This is a genomic window from Streptomyces sp. NPDC048191 (genome assembly GCF_040652655.1).
Taxonomy (GTDB): Bacteria; Actinomycetota; Actinomycetes; order Streptomycetales; family Streptomycetaceae; genus Streptomyces.
The window spans coordinates 240,718-258,306 of record NZ_JBEZMO010000011.1; the positions used below are offsets into that span (position 1 = coordinate 240,718).

Sequence of the window (17,589 nt, forward strand, 5' to 3'; positions counted from 1 at the left end):
GTCGTCGCTGGGAGCCGGATCGGCCGGACCGAGTGACCCCCCCAAACTCTGCCCGTGTTCACGCACGGCCTGTGCCGCCGCGATCGACTGCGGCCGGCACCGACGATGTCCCCCACTGGAAGGTTGCTTTCGCATGACCATGATCAACCGCACCCGCATCGCCCGTCTGCGCAACCTCGCCCTCGCCGGCATCACCACCACCGGCGCCGCGGCCGCCGCCCTCACCCTGATGCCCACGACCGCCCAGGCCGCCGAAGCGACGCAGGTGCACACCGTCTCCGCGATCACGGCCTCCTCGAACGACGCCGGCGCCACCTCCCGGAGCAAGGCCGGCTCCGCCAACAACCTGGACGGCTGGATCAAGCAGTCCCTGCAGATCATGAAGTCCAAGGGCATCCCCGGCAGCTACGAGGGCCTCAAGCGCAACATCATGCGCGAGTCCAGCGGCAACCCCAACGCCCAGAACAACTCGGACGTCAACGCCAAGAAGGGCACCCCCTCCAAGGGTCTGCTCCAGGTCATCGACCCCACGTTCAACGCCTACCACGTCTCCGGCACCGCGCAGAGCGTCACCGACCCCGTCGCCAACATCACCGCGGCCGCCAACTACGCCGCCCACCGCTACGGCTCCATCGACAACGTCAACTCCGCCTACTGACCGGGCCGTCCTGGCGCAGGTGGCGTGGCCTGCTGGTCCAACAGACGTCGTTCGCCGCGAAATTGCGGTCAGCCGATCGGACACGGTCGGGCAGGACGAGGACCCCGACCTCCTGGAGTTGGTGCCGGGTGACGGCACCGGAGGTCTGTGGCGACTCCGGCGGACCCACCACGTCAGCAACCGCGACCCAAGCCCGCCTCGCGCACCGCTTGCCTGCCGTACCAGTCGCGGAAGCCCCTCTCTGGAGCCCGTCGCTCCACACGCGGTCGTCGAGCCCTGCGGCAGCGAGCGGCCGGACGCCACGGAACGTCTGAAGCGTGCCGGGAAGCCGCCTGTCCCTGGGGTCCGCGGGAACTCGTCGGATGGTCCCGTCTCCGGGAGGTGACCCGCGATGGTGGTTCGGCATCCCGCCGAGGGGCGGAAGGGCAGGTTCGAACGGTTCGCCGAGACCGCGTCGAACTTCACCAGTACATCGATCTTCTACCTGGTCTGCCTGGCCCTTGTGGCCTTCTTCGCCGCCGCGCACGCCGCGGGGCTGGCGCTCACCTGGCAGTTGCTGGCCGGCGACCTGATGACGTGCGTGAATCTGCTGTTGCTCGCCCTGCTGAAGAACGCCGAGCGGCGGGCTGAGCGTGCGATTCAGCGGAAGCTGGACGCGATAGCCGGGGCGTTGCTGGAACAGGAGGAGGGAAAGGCCCGCCAGGCGCAGGAAGACCTCCGCCGTGCGATACGCATGGATGAGGACGTCTGATCCGCTGCCGGGGATGCTGGTGCACGCATGGTTTCGCTGTGTAACGGCGCTTTCGCCCTCGCTGCCTCCGGGCTGCTCGACGGCCGACGTGCCACCACGGACTGGACAGCCGCAGCCGACCTCGTCCGTCGCCACCCGAGGGTCGACGTGAGCGCCGCGATGGCGCTCGGCCACAAGGCCATAGCCGTGGTCAGGCCGCGCGCCCGGTCTTCCCGTCAGCCTCCAGCCATCCCGCTCGCCGTGTCACGAGGACCGACCCCGGGTACGCGTGCTGTGTTCGAGCCGAACAGCATGGATCATGCGGAGGAAGAGAGAGTCGGCATGTCATGTCCTGTCCGCCCGGCGACCGGCGCGCGTCCGGCACGGAGCGCAGGGAACCACCGTTGACAGCCCGATTTCCGGGGCAGTCGACCCACCGCCTGGTGAAGGGGATCCGGCGTCCGGGCTGGGGTATGGCGATCGGTGCCCTGTGCGTGTCGGCCTCCGCCGTCCTGCTCGACCTGGCGCACACCGCCCCAGGAACGGCCTCGTTCTACCGGTGCCTCCTGGCGCTGCCCGCCCTGTCGATGCTGGCCGGTCTCGAGCGTCGGCAGGAAGGCGCACCGCCGCGTCGGCGGTACTGGCTCACGCTCGCAGCAGGAGTGCTGTTCGCCGGGGACATGCTCCTGTGGACCCAAGCGATCGGAGAGGTCGGAGCGGGACTGTCGACCGTACTGGTGAATGTGCAGGTGGTACTGGTGCCGTTGATCGCCTGGGCGGTCGACCGTGAGCCCGTACCCGCTCGGTTCCTCAGGTGCCTGCCGTTGCTGCTCCTGGGCGTCGTCCTGACCGGCGGTGTCCTGGAACAGGGCGTGGCGGTCGGCACCAGCCCGCGTTGGGGCACCGTGCACGCCGTACTGGCGGCGGTGTGTTACTCCGGATTCCTGTACCTGCTGCGTCGCGGCGGCCACGGCGGGCATGTGCGGCAGCTGTACACGGCGGTGGTCGCATGGGCTGCGGTGGCATCGCTTCTCGCCGGCCTCGCGTGGTACGGATTCGACATAGCGCCCGGCTGGCGGGTCCTGGGCTGGCTGCTGGCGGTCGCGGTCTGCAGCCAGGTCGTGGGCTGGCTGCTGGTCGCGACCGCCTCACCGAAACTGGCCAGCCACGTCGGCGCGATCCTGCTCCTGCTCACGCCGGTGGGCGCGGTGGCGATGAGCGCGGTGGTCCTGGGCGAACACCCCACGCCGCTGCAACTCGTCGGCTGCGTACTGATCCTGGTCGGCGTGTACTTCATCACCGCTCGCAAGCACAAGACGGACGACCGCCCCCGCGGGAAGCGCTTCCGGCAGCGCAACGGCTCCCGCCCGGACGACACCCACACCTCCCGGGGCCCGGGGAGGCGACGCGCGGACGCCGGGGGCTGACCACAGCCGAGCACGGGCTGCTCGATGCCGCCCTGCCGCCAGGGGCGGCAAGGCGAGGGGAGCCCGGCCAGAAGCCGTTCGCTTTGGGATGGGAGTCGCTCGGCCGGCTCGGCGAAGGCCGCCTGTCTGTCCAGGCCGAGTTGGTACCAGATGGCGGTGTCCACCCAGCCAGGGGAGACCACGTTGACGCGCACTGGTGCCAGTTCGATCGCCGGCCCGTAGGCCGGCGACGCGAGGGCGCCGTTGGCCGCGGCCATGATCGTGTTCGACCCGTTCGGCCGGTATGCGCTGATGCTCGAGGTGTAGGTGACCGACTTGGTGACCTGCCCGCCCGCGTACTTGCATGTGAACTGACGGGCAGCAGCTGCGTATACCGTCGTGGCCCAGCCGCGGACCGGGGCGTTGTCAGACCCTCCTGTCATCATCCAGCCATGCTGGAAAACCAGCGGACCGAATCGCTCATGGTGATCGACCAGATCAAGAGAGGTGCCCGATGGACCTCGCAGCCCGGCTGATGCAGGTACTGACCGACCCGGACTTCACGGTCGAGGAGCAGGACAGGCATCCGGACCTGTCACGGGTCTCCGACGAAGAACTCGGCAGCCTGCGCGTGGCGGCCTCCCGGATCGGTGCCGTCGCTGCCACGGACGCGATGAGCAGGGTCCGTTTCGCGGTCGAGGAAGCGGCCAGGGAACGGCGGCCACGGTATACGCCCGACGCGTGCCGCCGGATGTTCGAGATACTCGCCGAACAGTACGTCAAGCGCGGCTGGGCGGACTTCACCTTGGGCTTGGACGTGCTGGAGTGGTGCACTGGGCCGCTGCCCGACGTCCGCGCTCAGGCCTGCACCCTGGTCGGGTTCTGGCTGGAGAAGGACACAGTGCGCCAGCCTTACGCGCTCCTGGCGATCGCGGAACTGGCCGGTGAGGAGACGCTGCGCGCGGCCGTGGAGCGCCTCACTCGTGAGGTGGGGCCCATCGTCGCGGACGAGATCGCCGTCGCCGCAGGGCTCACTTCGGCCGAACAGGGGCTGCTGTCCCGGGCGGGCCGCGACCAGGTGTCCGTTCAACTGCCCACGCATGTGTGGCGCAGATCGGCGGACAACCCCGCCTACGTGGCCTTCGCCCGCCGCGCACTGGAAGCAGCGGCCGACCGCGCCGAGGCGATTGGGGCCGGTGAGATCCCCTACCGGGCGGACAAGGCGTTCACGGACCGGGAGATCACCTCGCTCGGACAGGCCCTTCGGGTGGCGCTGCTGCGCGACGAGCCCTGGCTGCCGGCGCTGTTGGACCGGCTGCTGCCCGGCATCTCCCAGGCCCCGACGACGGCGAGGACACTTCCGTCGCAGGCCCTGCTGTACGAGGTGGTCCGTGCCGCGCAGGAATTCCCGACGCCGGAGCTGGTGACCGCGATCCGCACCGTACGACGCAGTGTCCGGCACGCCGGGGTGCCCAAACAGCTGGACAGGATGCTCAAGAAGGTCGACGCGGCCCTGGCTGAACGCACCGACGTGGCACTCCGGCTGCCGAGAGGGGACTTCGACGACGACGGCGTCCTGCGCCGGACCGCCGGCGACTACCAAGCTGTCGTCACGGTCACCGACACCGCCACGCTGATCTGGGAGAAGGACGGGCGCCCGCTGCGCGGTGTCCCGGCCCCGGTGCGCCGCGATCACGCCGCTCTGGTCAAGGACCTGCGTGACCTGGTCAAGCGCGTCAACGCTCAACTGGTCACGCTCGTACGCGCGTTGGAGGGCGGCCTCACCGTCGACGCGGTCCACCAGTACGGCTGGTGGAGGACCGAGCTGGCCGGACACCCCCTCGCCCGGACCCTCGTACGCCGGCTGATCTGGGAGATCGAGGTCGCTCCCGGCGAGTGGCGGGCCGTACTGCCCGAGACGGACGCGCACCTTCCCGATGCCCCCGACGACGCTTCCGTACGGATATGGCACCCCCTGCGTTCCGACCCCCACGCCGTGCGGGCCTGGCGGGACCTGCTCACCGAGCAGCGCATACGGCAGCCCTTCAAGCAGGCGTTCCGCGAGATCTACCTCCTCACCCCGGCCGAGGAGCAGACCCGCGTCTACTCCAACCGCTTCGCCGCACATCTCGTCCACTACCGCAGGATGTTCGCCCTGTTCCGGGCCCGGGGATGGAAGAGCGAACTGCTCGGACCCTGGGACGGCGGGGACGGCGACGCGGCCGAGCGCACCCTCGCGGCGGGGGAGTGGCGGGTCCGCTTCTTCCACAACTGGGCCGACTGGGCGGGCGACGACGAACTGGCCTCCACCGACCAAGTGCGCTTCGACCGCCGGCTGGAGGGCACCTGGCGTGAGGCACCACTCGCCGACGTCCCCGCGTTGGTGTTCAGCGAGGCGATGCGCGACGTCGACCTGTTCGTCGGCGTGACCTCGATCGCCGCCGATCCCGACTGGACCGACGGCGGCCCGGAGCGCTCCTACTGGGAGCGGGCCGGCTTCGCCGAACTGACGCAGAGCGCACAGGCGCGCCGCGACGCACTGGAACGGATCCTGCCGCGCCTGAAGATCGCAGACCGGTGCACGCTCGACGGCCGTTTCCTGGTCGTCCGTGGCGACCTGCGCACGTACAAGATCCACCTGGGTTCGGCCAACATCCTGATGACACCGGACGACAGCTACCTCTGCATCGTGCCGACGCGCCGCTCAGCGGACGGCAAGGTGTTCCTGCCGTTCGAAGACGACAGGCTTTCCCTGATCCTCAGCAAGGCAGCGCTGCTCGCCGCCGACACCAAGATCACCGACGAGTCCATTCTCATGCAGATCAAGCGAGGTGCCTGATGGGCACGGTGACCTTCCGGGACGAGACCGCCACGGGCAAGCCGGTCACCGAGTGGAGGCTGTCCGGGCTGCCCGAGCGGATGACCGTACGGGAGCTGATCACACTCCGGGTCCGCGAGGAGGTCGCCCGGTACAACGCCCGTCCGGGCGACCGCTTCAACGGCCTCGTCCGCCCCGATGACGCGGAGACCGAGCTGAACGGCTACCGACTGCGCGCACCTCGCCCTATCGACTGGGAGCGCCAGGCCGAGATCGCCGAGCGCGCCTTCCTGTCCAACGGGTTCTTCGTGCTGGCCGGTGATCGCCAGGCCGAGGAACTCGACGAAGTCGTGGATCTCACGGTCGACCCGGACCTGGTCTTCATCAAGCTCGTCGCCCTCGTCGGCGGCTGAGATACCTGCACTGCACGATCCCTGACCCGGAACACATGAACGGCGCCGAGGTCCCGGCGAGGAGGGCCGGTCCGGCGGCCCGCCGACAGTGAGGCGGCGCTGTTCCCCAGCCGCGGCCGACGACGGCGCCCCTCAGTTGCGCAACATCACCACGAGCAGCACCACCAGGGCGGTCAGCAGGGCGCCGCCCACCGACGCCAGGGTGATCTTCACCGCGCTGTACGGCCGCTCGCCGATGACCTCGCCGGTACGGGCGTTGACCATCACCGGCCACGCCTTGCCGGCGTGGAGGTAGGTCAGGAACCAGACGGGCAGCAGCACCAGCTTGTAGGTGAGACCGCTGTAGAAGGTGGACATCGAGTGCACCCGCTGCTCGTCGCCGCCGATGTCCCGCTTGCAGTCGGCGCGGATCACCGGGGCCATCCGCGCCTTGGCCGACTCCAGGCCGGCCTCCGGCTCGACGTCGTACCGGACGGTGCGGAAGCCCGCCAGGTACTCCTCCTGGTAGGGAACCGTCTCCTCCAGCGGCCAGGGGGCCAGCTTGTCCAGTTCCTTCACCGGCACCTGTCCGCTGCCGGGCACCAGCACGTCGTCGAAGTACCGGCTGACCGTCCCGGACGTGTGGTGCCAGCGCGTGTGCCGCACCTGCCGGGTGCGGCCCTCGGAGTCCTCCTCCTCCACCCAGTAGTGCTCGCCGCGTTCGCCGGTGTACTGGGTGGTGGTCTGCGCGTCGTACGTCCAGTGCGGCAGGTAGCTGCCGCGGAAGGTCTCCGCCTCGGTGACCTTCTTCAGCTCGTTGGGCGCGAACCAGCGGGACCTGGTCCACGCCGCCAGCGCGTCACGAGCCTGCTCGCGGTCCACCCCGAAGGGCAGTACCGCCTCCGGTACCACGCGCTCGGTGCCGGAGGCGTCCGCGACCAGCGGGGTGGCGCAGAACTGGCACTTGTCGCTGAGTGTGTCGCTCTCGGTCACCGCGTGGCAGCCGGGGCAGGTGTACACCTTCACCCGGCCCGGCACGGCTGCCCGGCGGGGCAAGGCGGCCAGCTCCTCGATCGGGTGCTCGGTCACCTGCCGGGGTATCGGCGTGATGTCCTGCTCGTGCCTGCAGTACGGGCAGCGCAGCGCGTACGTCCCGGGCGCGTACTCGCTGACCCCGCCGCACGCCTCGCACTGGAACGCCCGGTCGTGCGCGGGCGCGACGTCCTGGTCCGTCAACTCACTTCTCCTTGCGACCTGTTGCCGGGGGATTCCGGGTGGCGGATCTCATCCCTGCGGGGGCAGCGGCGGCGGGACGTCGGCGAACAGCGGCAGCAGCTCAGGGACCTGCTCCGCGGGCTGCCAGGAGGCCTGCCCGCTGCGCCAGACCAGCGTGGTACGCGTCAGGTTGCCGGCCGCGACCTGCCCGGCCAGCGCGCTCTCGGCGTACGGGCCCTGCTGCTGTCCGGCGACCGCGAGGAACCAGCGCGGTGCCGTGGGCAGCGGCGGCGGGACGTCGGCGGGGGCGGACTGCGCCGGGGCCTGCGTCACCGGGGCCGGGGGAGCCGTCGCACCGGGCATGCTCTGCACGATCCGCTGACCCAGCGCCATGCCCACGCCCAGCCCGAGAGCGTCGCCGCCGGTGCCGGGGTTGGCGGCGGCGATCGGAATCGCGTCGGCCGCCTGCAGCTTGGCGTAGTCGTCCAGGTTGCCGGTGATCGTCATCCGGGAGCGGGTGTCGATCGCCGCCTCGATCTCCGGCGGCACGCTGATGTTCTCGATGTAGAACCGGGGGATGGCGATGCCGGTGGAGGACAGCTCCAGGGTGAGAGCCTTCGCCAGTTGCTGCCCGATGCCGTCCTGCCGGGCGGCGAGGTCCAGCAGCGGCACGCCGGACGAGCCGAGCGCGGAGCCCAGCTTGGAGACGATCAGCTGCCGCAGGTGCTCGCCGACCTCCTCAGTGCGGAACTGCGGGTCGGTGCCGACCAGTTCGCGCAGCAGCGCGGCGGCGTCCACCACCTTGGCGGCGAAGGTGCCGAAGGCACGGACCCGGACCATGCCGAAGTCGGCGTCCCGCAGGATCACCGGGTTCTGGGTGCCCCACTTGAAGTCGGTGAACTGCCGTGTGGTGACGAAGTAGACCTCGGCCTTGAACGGCGACTCGAAGCCGTGCTTCCAGCCCTTCAGCGTGGACAGGACCGGCATGTTCTGGGTCGACAGGGTGTACGTGCCGGGCTCGTAGACGTCGGCCAGCCGGCCCTCGTTGACGAAGACGGCCACCTGCGACTCGCGCACCACGAGCCGGGCGCCCATCTTGATCTCGTTGCCGTGGCGCGGAAAGCGCCACACGATGGTGTCCCGGCCGTCGTCGGTCCACTCGATGATGTCGATGAACTCACCGCGGATGCGGTCCATCAGCCCCACGACAACCCCCCACTCCCCGCGTTTCCGGAGACCGTCGCTCCCCGGCCGGTCCCGGAAGGGTGACCGCGCGGCGATCCAGCGATCAGCCGACAGTATGCCCATTGCGGTCCGCGCGGCTACGGGCGGGGGCGGGTCCCCCACGCAGGTCCCTGTGGGCCGTTGGGGGGCAAAGACGCCCGCGCTCGCTTGTGCCTGCCGCCGGGTCACCCCACCGCGCCGAACAATTGCCCTGGCTTGCAGGCAGGAGCAGGTTCGTGCGGTGTGGAAGGGACCGACCCATGAGCACAGCAGGGCGTCTGGATCGTAGAGCCGTGCTCGCCGGCTCACTCGCGGGCGCCACGGTCGTCGCCCTCGCGGGGTGCTCATCGACCAGCGCCGCCACGTCGGCGGCCGGTGTTTCGCCCAGTGTTTCGCCCAGCGTGAGGCCGACCACCCCCGCCACCGCGTTCGCGCGGCTGATGGAGGGCAACGAGCGCTGGGTGAGCGGAAACCTTCAGCACCCCGACCGTGATCCGAACCGGCGTCAGCTGGTCGCTCAACAACAGGAGCCCTTCGCGGCGGTTCTCTCGTGCATCGATTCGCGAGTTCCGCCCGAGCTTCTCTTCGACACCGGACTGGGCGACCTCTACGTGATGCGCACGGGCGGTCAGGCGGTCGGCCCGGTGGTCACCGGTTCTGTCGAGTACGGTCCCATGACGAGTGACACCCCGCTCGTCGTCGTCCTCGGGCATCAACGCTGCGGTGCCGTCAAGGCCGCCTACCAGTCCCTGCGTGACGGCAAGCCTCTGCCCGGCAACCTGGAGGCGATCGTCCAGGCTCTGCGGCCGGCGTACGAGCAGGCACTGAGGGAGGGCGGAGCCGACCCGGTCGAGACGATGACACGGGCCCAGGCGAAGTCGACCGCCACCGCACTTCGCTCCAACCGGGACCTTGCGCCACTGGTGCGCAAGGGCTCCCTGGCGGTGGTCGGCGGGTACTACTCGCTCGACACCGGCAAAGTGGAGGTGCTGACCGGCAGACCAGCCTGATCCGGTCGGAGCGACGAAGAGGCGTTGCTGGGCCGGTGACGGGGCCGGACCGGTGAAGTTCGCCGAGGTGGAGGAGGCAGGGGCGACCGACGGCCCACAAGGAGGGCCCGTGATCGTCGTGGGACGGCGCGTGGCGTGTCGTCAGTCGTCGTCGACGTGATGCTTCACAGCCGCCGGACGCGCAGCACGCCGGTCGTCATCGGGAGAGTGAACTCGCCGCGGGCGGTCTCCGGTCTACTGGCGAGGAATGCCCGAATCCGGCCCAGCGTGGCCTCCCGTTCCTCGTCTGGCATGACCAGCACCCCCGCGCGCGTCGCGATGGTCGCGACGAGGGAGTCAGCGGTACGGCGCTGCCCGTGCGGGAACTCGGCCTGCTCCGGCGTGCCGAACCGGGCGGGGACGCCGGACTTGGGAACGTGCATGCCGGCCGTCTCGGCGCGCCAGCCGGCCGGTGTGTCACGCGGGCCGACGGCCGCGCTCCCGCTGACCCGCGCGAGTCCGGCGACCCAGTCGACCTGGTCGTCCATCAGGTTCCACAGGCCGGCCAGGATGCCGCAGGGTGCGAGGATCCTGGCGATCTCGGGTCCCGCGACAGCCATGTCGAACCAATGCATGGCGTTGCCGGCCAGCACCGCGTCGACGGAGGCGTCCGGCAGCGGTATCGCCTCGGCACTACCCGACAGGGCACGGACATCCGGCAGTGAGCGGCGCAGCTCGGTCAGCATTCCCGGGTCGGGCTCGACCGCGACGACTTCGGCGCCCAGTGCGACCAGCGTGGCGGTCAGCTTGCCGGTTCCCGCACCGAGGTCGAGCACGCGCGGGCCGGGCGCGGGTTGAAGCGCCCAGCGCACCGCGGCTTGCGCGTAGTCCGGGCGGTGTTCGGAGTATGCGACCGCCGCCGCGCCGAACGACGAGGCGTGAAGGAGCCGTTCATCCTGATCCACGCGGTGACGCTACCGGTACCGCCGGCGGTCGGCTACCCCACCTCACCGCTTCGGCGACGGCACCCCGATGGTGCTATCCCGAATCCCCGGACATGAACTCGCCGATCAGCTCTGCCGGATTGGCGTGCGAGGTCAGCCGGAACATCGCGTCGGGGTCGAACATGTCGTAGAGGATCACCGGGACCGGTCGTCCCAGTGTCTCCACGATCCGGCCGCTGTCGTGCAGGTGCCGAGCGGCTGCCACGCACACCTCGTAGAACCACTCGACGAGCAGCTCGGGGCGATCGCCCGGCTCTTCCCCGTCCTCGTACCAGATCCCGCGGGACTCCGCCTCCCTCCGGTGCACCTCCGCGGCGCCCGGATCACGCCCGGCGACCCTCACCCCTTCAAGTCCCGTCTCCGGGAAGAACGCGTAGCTCCAGCGCGCCTCCCAGGCGTCCGACGCTTTCTCCGCCGACTCCGCGGCGTCGGCCTCGGTCGTGTAGCCGATCGCCACGTACGGAGACCGCGGATCCTGATCGACGCTGTCGACACGGAACGTCACCGCGTAGATCCCGCTGTCCGCAGGAAACGCTCCGACGACCTCGCCGGCGACCCGTTCCACATGGTCCTGAAACGCCACATGACCTCCTCCGCGCCCCGGTCGAAGATCATAATGTGCCGCGCGTCGGGTCACGCCGTCGTCGAGGCCGCGGCTTCGTCGTCGACGGGGATGCCCAGTCGGCCGGCCACGGTGGTGAGGGCCGTTCCCAGGGGAAGTGCGACCCGGGTCAGGGCGTGCCGGTCGCCCCGGGTCGGATCCCGGTTGACGATCAGCACCGGCGTTCCGGCCTGGGCCGCCTGACGGACGAACCGGAGCCCGGACATCACCGTCAGCGAGGAGCCCAGGACCAGCAGTGAGGTCGCTTGACCGACCAGTTCGCGGCAGTGTGCGACCCGCTGCGGCGGAACGTTTTCGCCGAAGAACACCACGTCCGGTTTGAGGATGCCGTCACAGACCGTGCAGGGCAGTACACGGAAGTCCGCGACCTGTTCGTCGGTGAGATCCGCGTCACCGTCCGGGTTGATCGCGGCGGCCACCGGCTCGAAGCCGGCATTGGCCTCCTCCAGCCGCCGGGCGAGTTCACGGCGTGGGCTGGAGGCGCCGCAGGTAAGGCAGACCACCCGGTCCAGGCTGCCGTGGAGTTCCACGACGCCCTGGCTGCCGGCGGCCTGGTGCAGACCGTCGACGTTCTGGGTGATCACGCCCGAGAGCAAGCCGCGTCGCCCGAACGCGGCCACGGCCCGGTGCCCGGCATTGGGTCGGGCGCGGCCGAAGGTGCGCCAGCCGAGGTGGCTGCGCGCCCAGTACCGGCGTCGGGCCCGGGCACTGGCGGTGAAGTCCTGGTAGGTCATCGGGGTGTGCCGGCTCAGGCTCCCGCCCTCGCCCCGGTAGTCGGGGATGCCCGACTCCGTGGAGATGCCCGCCCCGCTGAGCACCAGCACACCCCCGGTGCTCAGCGCATCGGCGACCGGCTCCGGATCCGTGGTGCCCGGAGGCAGGTCCTCGGTGGGCGTCCAGCTCAAGGTGGGGCGCATGCGCATGCCGCCAGGGTACGGACCGCGCTGCTCGCCCGTGGCCGGTGCCGGCGGCCGGGCAAGCAGTGAGCCGCTGGGAGGCCTGCCACCAGGGCCCTGGGCAAGGGTGTCCGACCGCGGGGGAGACCCCGGCCGCCACCGGCCGACGAGGCGCTGTCGGCGCCCGTTCACCGTCATTCAACGAACGGCCAGAGGTAGGCCACCCCCGCGATGCAACCCGTGGCCGAGCCGAGTATCCAGTACAAGGAGAAGGTGTTGAGGGGCACTTTGGCCCAGGGCTTCTCCTCCTGTTCCGCAATGTCGGATGCGACCCTTTTCGCGACCGGCACCAGCATGATGAGGAACATCACCAGGGTGCAACTGTAGAAATACAGGGTGTGGGATGCGGAGTAGCCTTTTATCGCGGCATCGGGCAACAGGAAAATCCAGCCGGCCAGTGGGGCGACAACCATGCGCCGCTTCGCCTTCGGTGTCGGCATGCACCAGTACATCGCGGCCATGTAGACGACGGTGACACCGGCCGCGATGAGCCCCCAGTCGTCAGTGGTCAAATGGGCAGGCATGATCGCGGCTCCTCGCAAGGCGAAACACAAGGTGAATTTCTACGGCCGGGAGTCACGGTCCCGCAGGGCGCTTATGCCGTTGAGGCGTCAGCGAAAGGGCGATAGGCGTGCGCTGTGCGGCGCGTATCGCACAATCCCCAGTCGGCTGTGGTCTCTGGTCGACGTGTGCGGCGGGTCCGAATTCCTCGGCGAAGACTGCTCGAACGATCATACGCAGCTGGTCGCCTACCGTGAGCGGCAACTTCCGGCAGCGAAGCTCAGCTGAACGCTGCCGCCTCCCGGCAACTTCAGCGAATCCGGTCGACGGGGACAACCCGGCGCCAAGCTCCCTGTCTCGACCGGGTCCGCCGACTCACCCGCGGACGACCCGCCACCCGACCCGAGCTGGACGTCACCAGCGGCGCCGCAAGCTCCACGGCGCACGTGCGCAGTGGGACGTGCCGCGTCGCCGCGTTTCCGGCCAGTGGTGGTACCGGGGGTGCGGCTGTACGGCGCCTGCGGAGAGGAGGGCGCCTTCGCCTTGAACGAGGATCGAAGGGATTCCCTCAGCTGAACTCGACCGCATGGTCGACGGCCCACCTCGCGAAGGTGCCGGCCGGTCGGCCAGTGAGGCGCTCGACATGATCGGTGGTGCGGTGTGACTCCGGCCGGCGCAGCGAGGCAGCGATCAGCGCTTCCACCAGGCGCTCGGGTCGTCCGTCTGTGAGCATGCGTGACCGCGCGAGGTCAGCCGAGACCGCTTGGAAGCGCAGACGGCGACGGAGCGCGGCACCGAGAAGGGCGACCTGGTCGGCGCGACTCAGTACCTCGGGACCTGTCAACAGGTGTGGTCCGTGGTCGAGTTGGCCGTGGTGGTCGAGCAATGCCGCTACGACGGCATCAGCGACATCACGCTCGTCGACGACGGCTGTGCGCGCGATGTCCGGGCCTGACACCACGTCGCCCGCCCGCACCTGCGGGATCCAGCCACGGGTGTTGGACGCCAAGGTGTCGCTACACAGCACGATGGGGCGCAGACCAGCATCGCGGAGCAGCGCTTCCATCTCCTCGTGCACCTGGACGATGGGATCACTCTGGCGAGCGTCCGTCGTCGACCGCTGTCGAGGACAGGTAGACGACACGGGGTGCCGTCGCGATGAGTTCCGCAACCAGGCCGCGGGCAGGGGCCGAGTCGAGCAGCGGCCAGATCAGGAAGACAGCGTCGATGCCCCCAAGCGCCGCGCGCACGGCAGCGGGATCTGCGAGGTCGCCGACCACCCGCTCGACTCCGGGCCGGGGACCGCCCTCGTCGCGCACGAGGCATCGTACGAGCGCGCCATGTCCTCGGAGGCGATCGACGACCTCACGGCCGAGGTTGCCGGTCGCGCCGGTGACCAGGATCGATGGACGGCCAGGGGAGCCCGTGGGGCCGGTGACATCAGGCATGATCGAGACGCTAAGTGGTCGGCTCCGGAAGTCCTTCGGGGGTTGATCAAGCTGCGAGCGCGACGGAGGATTCTTCCTGGTGATCGGTGGTGTGCCGATCGAGCCTGGCCAGCAGATCGTCCAGGTCGGAGGTGGTAAACCTCCACTGGAACGGCTGTGCCGTGGCGTTGTAGCGGTCTTCGAATGCTCGGAGCCGGTTCCGGACCTGGGTGAAGTCGTTGGGCGAGACGACCTTGCGCTGCACGATCGAGAAGAAGATCTCGATCTGGTTTGTCCAGGAGGCGTGGACGGGGGTGTGGACCATGACCGCATTCGGAAACGCCTTGGCCAGACGGTCAATTGCCTTCGTCTCGCGGTGAGATGAGCCGTTGTCGACGATCCAGAAGACGCGTCTGGCGCTGGCGTAGGGCTCGGTGATCATGACCTGTTCGACCAGGGCCATGAACGGCGTGATGCCGGTGGTGGCCTCGCAGCGGCCAAAGACTCTCGCCCGGTGAACGTCGTAGGCGGCCAGGTAGGCCACGGCGCCGCCGCGGCCGTACTCGTGGTTGACGCGCATCGCCCGGGCCCGGCCTGGAGCGAGGGTCGGGTGACATCGGCAGCGGGCCTGGACCGAGGTCTTCTCGTCGCTGGAGATCACGTACTCGTCCGAGCCGAGGGGTTCACCTTCGTAGGTGCGGGCGTAGAGGTCAAGGATGCGCTGGCCCTTGGCGCGGAAGTCCGGGTCCCGGATAAAGATCCAGGACTGGTACTGCCAGGGCTTGAGCGCGTCCTGGCGAAGCCAGCGGCGCACGGTGGACGCCGAGACGGTGTCGGTGACGCCGCGCGCGGTCAGTTCGGCGGCCAGCTCCGGGCACGACCAGCGCGCCAGCGGCACCCCGGTCTCGGCCGGGATCTGGCAGGCCAGGGCCTTGGCCTCGGCGACCTGCACGGGCGTGAAGCGGGCCGGGCGCCCGCTGCGCCTGCGGTCGGCCAGAGCCAGCAGACCGCCGCCGGCGAACCGGCCCCGCCAGGTGCGCACGGTGTCCACGTGCACCCCCACCTCGGCAGCAATCTGCGCATTGGACCTGTCCCGGGCCGCCAGGAGCACGATCTGCGACCGGACCCTGCTCTGGTGCGGAGTCTTGTGACCATAGGCCGCCTTCTTCAACCGGTGTCGCTCGGCGGCAGTTAGGGATATGTGGCGGGCGGCAGGAACTGGCAAAGCAGACAGGCCAATCAGCAGAAGTGGATCACAACGCCATGGGGATCTTGCTCATGCGGCTTCGTGGTGGAGTGCGTCCAGGGCGGTGAGTTCGTCCTCGGACAGGCGCAGGGAGCCGACGGCCACGTTCTGGGCGAGGTGGTCGAGGTCGCCGGTGCCGGGGATGGCCAGAACGTGGGAGCCCTGGTGCAGGGTCCACGCCAGCCGGATCTGGGCCGTGCTCACGCCGTGGGCGCGGGCGATGGCGACCACCTCCGAGTTGTTGTCGGTGGTCGCGCCACCTTCGCGTCCGGTGCCGGCGATCGAATAGAACGGCACGAACGCGATGCGCTGTTCACCGCAGAGGTTCAGGAACGCCTTCTGCTCGGGTGATGCGCCGATGCCGTACATGTTCTGGACGCAGACCACGGGCGCGATGGCCTGGGCCTCGGCGAGGTGGTGGGGGCGGATGTTGGACAGGCCCAGGTGACGGATGAGTCCGGCCTCGCGCAGGTCGGCGAGTGCGCCGAAGCGTTCGGCGATCGAGTCGGTGCCGACGATGCGCAGGTTCACCACGTCGAGGTGGTTGCGGCCGAGCTGACGCAGGTTCTCCTCGACCTGGCCGCGCAACTGCTCGGGGGTGGCATGCGGCAGCCACTGGCCGGAGGGATCGCGGCCCGGTCCGACCTTGGTGGTGATGACGAGGCCGTCTCCGTAGGGGGCCAAAGCGCGGTTGATCAGTTCGTTGGCGGAGCGCAGCGGCGAGAAGTAGAACGCGGCGGTGTCGATGTGGTTCACGCCGAGCTCGACCGCGCGGCGCAGCACACGGATCGCCTGGTCGCGGTCGCGTGGGACGGCGTCGACCGCGAACGCCTCGCCGTGTTGGGGCAGGCGCATCGTGCCGAAGCCGATTCGGTTGACCGTCAGGTCGCCGAGTTTCCAGGTGCCCGATGTCGCTGTGGTGATCGTATGTGAGGTCATGGCGGGATGATCTCCGCGCGGTAGGCTGGCCCGCCATTCATTCACACATACCTGAATCCATTGAGGAGTGGTCGTCCTGGCAGAGCTGGCGTTCTCGGCGAGCGATCTGGCGCAGGTGCGGTTTGCCGTCTCGCCGATGTGGGAGATCGCGCCCAGCTTCCGGCTGCTGACGTCCGCCGCCGCACATCCAGTCCACCGGGCCTGGGCCGACCAGGTGCGCCCGCGTCTGGTGGCCGCCGGGCTGGACCGGGGCTGGCTGGCCGAGTTGATCCCGCCCACCGGCGGCTACGTTCCCGACTTCCTCAACCCGGCCCCCGCCGGACCGGCCCCCACGCCGGCGGCAGAGTGGGATGCAATCCTCGCTTCACCCGCCGACCGGGTACGTCAGGACCTCGACCACCTGGCCCGCCACCAGGGGCATCTCGGCCCCCGGCTACGGACCCTGCGCTCAGACCCGCGGACCCGCCTGGCCAAGGTCACAGAAGAGATCGAAACGTACTGGGAACTGGCACTCGCCCCCTACTGGGCACGAATCCAGGCGGTGTTGGATACAGACATCCTCTACCGGGCCCGCATGATCGCCGAGCACGGCGCGGGCCGTCTCTTCAACGACCTGCACACCTCCGTGAGCTGGGACGACAACGGGCTACAGCTGGCCCACCGAAAGCAGCCGCTGACCCGTAACACGGCAGGTGCAGGACTGCTGTTGATCCCCTCGGCCTTCACTGGCCCAGGACTGCGCACCCGAACGACGCCTCCGGACCCGCCTCAGCTCGCCTATCCCGCGCGCGGTGTCGGCTCACTGTGGAAGGCGCGGCGCGCGCCCCGGGCCGACGCTCTCGCCGCCGTACTGGGCCGCTCGCGGACCCTGTTGCTGATCGAACTGGAGACCCCGGCCTCCACCACGCAGTTGGCCCACCGCACCGGGCTGTCCCCGGCCGGGGTATCCCAATATCTAACCGCGCTACGCAACGCGGGCCTGGTCAGCGCCCACAGAGCCGGCCGCTCCGTCCTCTACGCCCGCACCACCACCGCCGAGACCCTCCTTCAAACTGCCTCCGACTGAGGCTCCGAATGTCAACCCCCGAAGGACTTCCGGAGCCGACCACTAAGGGTTCAGGTCGACATGAAGGCAAGGCTCGTATCTTGAAGGCTCCCCCCTGAATGGAGGGGATTGGTCACCCTCCAGGGCTGAGTGGGGATTTACGGCTCAGGCTGCCACCTGGGCCTGCGGCCCCGGTGGTCTTACGCCCTCGACACCGTCCGGGTTCCAACCTGCCCGGACCAGCATCACGCGCGCGGAGTTCTTGTCCCGGGGGGACACCACTCCGCACGAGGTGCAGGCATACGTTCTCATCGCCAGAGGGAGTGCGTGCTTGGTTCTCGCTCCGCACGTTGCGCAGTCCATCGTGGTGTGCGCGGGATGCACGAGACGGACATCCCGCCCGTGCTTGCGGCCCAT

General features: G+C 69.6%; 18 protein-coding genes and 2 pseudogenes. 8 read left to right on the forward strand and 12 right to left on the reverse strand.

Annotated elements, in window-relative coordinates; genetic code table 11:
• Positions 1 to 133 precede the first annotated feature (133 nt).
• The 4 genes and pseudogenes from AB0D93_RS20330 (at position 134) to AB0D93_RS20345 (ending at position 2,815) form a co-directional block, all read left to right on the forward strand.
• The gene (locus AB0D93_RS20330; RefSeq protein WP_362121098.1) at positions 134 to 658 is read left to right on the forward strand and encodes a transglycosylase SLT domain-containing protein; all 525 of its coding nucleotides are present in this window, start codon (positions 134 to 136) and stop codon (positions 656 to 658) included.
• 391 nt (positions 659 to 1,049) lie between these two features.
• The gene (locus AB0D93_RS20335; protein ID WP_362121100.1) at positions 1,050 to 1,409 is read left to right on the forward strand and encodes a low affinity iron permease family protein; all 360 of its coding nucleotides are present in this window, start codon (positions 1,050 to 1,052) and stop codon (positions 1,407 to 1,409) included.
• Between the two features lie 3 nt (positions 1,410 to 1,412).
• A pseudogene (locus tag AB0D93_RS20340) lies at positions 1,413 to 1,559 on the forward strand (AraC family transcriptional regulator); the annotation flags it as partial.
• Positions 1,560 to 1,792: 233 nt separating this feature from the next.
• Complete coding sequence (locus AB0D93_RS20345; protein ID WP_362121102.1) at positions 1,793 to 2,815, forward strand: DMT family transporter; 1,023 nt, start codon at positions 1,793 to 1,795, stop codon at positions 2,813 to 2,815.
• Positions 2,816 to 2,958: 143 nt separating this feature from the next.
• Here AB0D93_RS20345 and AB0D93_RS20350 read toward each other — a convergent pair.
• A pseudogene (locus tag AB0D93_RS20350) lies at positions 2,959 to 3,240 on the reverse strand (SDR family oxidoreductase); the annotation flags it as partial.
• A 68-nt stretch (positions 3,241 to 3,308) separates the two neighbouring features.
• Here AB0D93_RS20350 and AB0D93_RS20355 point away from each other — a divergent pair.
• Both AB0D93_RS20355 and AB0D93_RS20360 read left to right on the forward strand, forming a co-directional pair.
• Positions 3,309 to 5,633: a DUF4132 domain-containing protein gene (locus AB0D93_RS20355; protein ID WP_362121104.1), complete on the forward strand. Its 2,325-nt coding sequence runs from the start codon at positions 3,309 to 3,311 to the stop codon at positions 5,631 to 5,633.
• On the forward strand, positions 5,633 to 6,025 hold the full coding sequence (locus AB0D93_RS20360) for a hypothetical protein (protein ID WP_362121106.1): 393 nt from the start codon (positions 5,633 to 5,635) through the stop codon (positions 6,023 to 6,025). The genes AB0D93_RS20355 and AB0D93_RS20360 overlap by 1 nt, the downstream gene beginning before the upstream one ends.
• A 132-nt stretch (positions 6,026 to 6,157) precedes the next feature.
• Here the strand turns inward: AB0D93_RS20360 and AB0D93_RS20365 are convergent, their stop codons facing one another.
• Both AB0D93_RS20365 and AB0D93_RS20370 read right to left on the reverse strand, forming a co-directional pair.
• A complete protein-coding gene (locus AB0D93_RS20365) occupies positions 6,158 to 7,240 on the reverse strand; it encodes a hypothetical protein (protein ID WP_362121108.1) in 1,083 nt (360 codons plus the stop codon).
• Positions 7,241 to 7,288: 48 nt separating this feature from the next.
• On the reverse strand, positions 7,289 to 8,416 hold the full coding sequence (locus AB0D93_RS20370; RefSeq protein ID WP_362121110.1) for an SPFH domain-containing protein: 1,128 nt from the start codon (positions 8,414 to 8,416) through the stop codon (positions 7,289 to 7,291).
• Between the two features lie 287 nt (positions 8,417 to 8,703).
• On the opposite strand from AB0D93_RS20370, the gene AB0D93_RS20375 reads away from it, so the two are divergent.
• A complete protein-coding gene (locus tag AB0D93_RS20375) occupies positions 8,704 to 9,453 on the forward strand; it encodes a carbonic anhydrase (RefSeq protein ID WP_362121112.1) in 750 nt (249 codons plus the stop codon).
• A 164-nt stretch (positions 9,454 to 9,617) separates the two neighbouring features.
• On the opposite strand, the gene AB0D93_RS20380 is transcribed toward AB0D93_RS20375, so the two are convergent.
• From AB0D93_RS20380 to AB0D93_RS20415, 8 genes are all read right to left on the reverse strand, one after another.
• The gene (locus AB0D93_RS20380; RefSeq protein WP_362121114.1) at positions 9,618 to 10,397 is read right to left on the reverse strand and encodes a class I SAM-dependent methyltransferase; all 780 of its coding nucleotides are present in this window, start codon (positions 10,395 to 10,397) and stop codon (positions 9,618 to 9,620) included.
• 73 nt (positions 10,398 to 10,470) lie between these two features.
• A complete protein-coding gene (locus AB0D93_RS20385; RefSeq protein ID WP_362121116.1) occupies positions 10,471 to 11,019 on the reverse strand; it encodes a hypothetical protein in 549 nt (182 codons plus the stop codon).
• A 50-nt stretch (positions 11,020 to 11,069) separates the two neighbouring features.
• Positions 11,070 to 11,981 carry an NAD-dependent protein deacetylase gene (locus AB0D93_RS20390; protein WP_362121118.1) on the reverse strand — a complete coding sequence of 304 codons (912 nt, stop codon included), beginning with the start codon at positions 11,979 to 11,981 and terminating at the stop codon, positions 11,070 to 11,072.
• A 167-nt stretch (positions 11,982 to 12,148) separates the two neighbouring features.
• Positions 12,149 to 12,538: a hypothetical protein gene (locus AB0D93_RS20395; protein ID WP_362121120.1), complete on the reverse strand. Its 390-nt coding sequence runs from the start codon at positions 12,536 to 12,538 to the stop codon at positions 12,149 to 12,151.
• A 545-nt stretch (positions 12,539 to 13,083) separates the two neighbouring features.
• On the reverse strand, positions 13,084 to 13,593 hold the full coding sequence (locus AB0D93_RS20400; RefSeq protein ID WP_362121122.1) for a hypothetical protein: 510 nt from the start codon (positions 13,591 to 13,593) through the stop codon (positions 13,084 to 13,086).
• Positions 13,594 to 13,606: 13 nt separating this feature from the next.
• Positions 13,607 to 13,963 carry an NAD(P)H-binding protein gene (locus AB0D93_RS20405; protein ID WP_362121124.1) on the reverse strand — a complete coding sequence of 119 codons (357 nt, stop codon included), beginning with the start codon at positions 13,961 to 13,963 and terminating at the stop codon, positions 13,607 to 13,609.
• 46 nt (positions 13,964 to 14,009) lie between these two features.
• Positions 14,010 to 15,167 carry an IS630 family transposase gene (locus AB0D93_RS20410; protein ID WP_362121126.1) on the reverse strand — a complete coding sequence of 386 codons (1,158 nt, stop codon included), beginning with the start codon at positions 15,165 to 15,167 and terminating at the stop codon, positions 14,010 to 14,012.
• 51 nt (positions 15,168 to 15,218) lie between these two features.
• Positions 15,219 to 16,127 (reverse strand): aldo/keto reductase, encoded by a 909-nt coding sequence (locus tag AB0D93_RS20415; protein ID WP_362121128.1) that lies wholly within the window; start codon positions 16,125 to 16,127, stop codon positions 15,219 to 15,221.
• A gap of 67 nt (positions 16,128 to 16,194) precedes the next feature.
• Between AB0D93_RS20415 and AB0D93_RS20420 the strand changes: the two genes are divergently transcribed.
• Positions 16,195 to 17,193 carry a helix-turn-helix domain-containing protein gene (locus AB0D93_RS20420; RefSeq protein WP_362121130.1) on the forward strand — a complete coding sequence of 333 codons (999 nt, stop codon included), beginning with the start codon at positions 16,195 to 16,197 and terminating at the stop codon, positions 17,191 to 17,193.
• Between the two features lie 144 nt (positions 17,194 to 17,337).
• Here the strand turns inward: AB0D93_RS20420 and AB0D93_RS20425 are convergent.
• The coding region (locus tag AB0D93_RS20425; RefSeq protein ID WP_362121131.1) for a zinc ribbon domain-containing protein at positions 17,338 to 17,589 on the reverse strand (252 nt) is incomplete at its 5' end.

Excerpts from the sequence above, each read along its gene's own strand:
- AB0D93_RS20375 (WP_362121112.1), top strand. The coding sequence starts at position 8,704 with ATGAGCACAGCAGGGCGTCTGGATCGTAGAGCCGTGCTCGCCGGCTCA.
- AB0D93_RS20360 (WP_362121106.1), top strand. The coding sequence starts at position 5,633 with ATGGGCACGGTGACCTTCCGGGACGAGACCGCCACGGGCAAGCCGGTC.
- AB0D93_RS20370 (WP_362121110.1), bottom strand. The coding sequence starts at position 8,416 with ATGGACCGCATCCGCGGTGAGTTCATCGACATCATCGAGTGGACCGAC.
- AB0D93_RS20405 (WP_362121124.1), bottom strand. The coding sequence starts at position 13,963 with ATGCCTGATGTCACCGGCCCCACGGGCTCCCCTGGCCGTCCATCGATC.
- AB0D93_RS20390 (WP_362121118.1), bottom strand. The coding sequence starts at position 11,981 with ATGCGCATGCGCCCCACCTTGAGCTGGACGCCCACCGAGGACCTGCCT.
- AB0D93_RS20335 (WP_362121100.1), top strand. The coding sequence starts at position 1,050 with ATGGTGGTTCGGCATCCCGCCGAGGGGCGGAAGGGCAGGTTCGAACGG.
- AB0D93_RS20330 (WP_362121098.1), top strand. The coding sequence starts at position 134 with ATGACCATGATCAACCGCACCCGCATCGCCCGTCTGCGCAACCTCGCC.
- AB0D93_RS20355 (WP_362121104.1), top strand. The coding sequence starts at position 3,309 with ATGGACCTCGCAGCCCGGCTGATGCAGGTACTGACCGACCCGGACTTC.
- AB0D93_RS20415 (WP_362121128.1), bottom strand. The coding sequence starts at position 16,127 with ATGACCTCACATACGATCACCACAGCGACATCGGGCACCTGGAAACTC.
- AB0D93_RS20395 (WP_362121120.1), bottom strand. The coding sequence starts at position 12,538 with ATGCCTGCCCATTTGACCACTGACGACTGGGGGCTCATCGCGGCCGGT.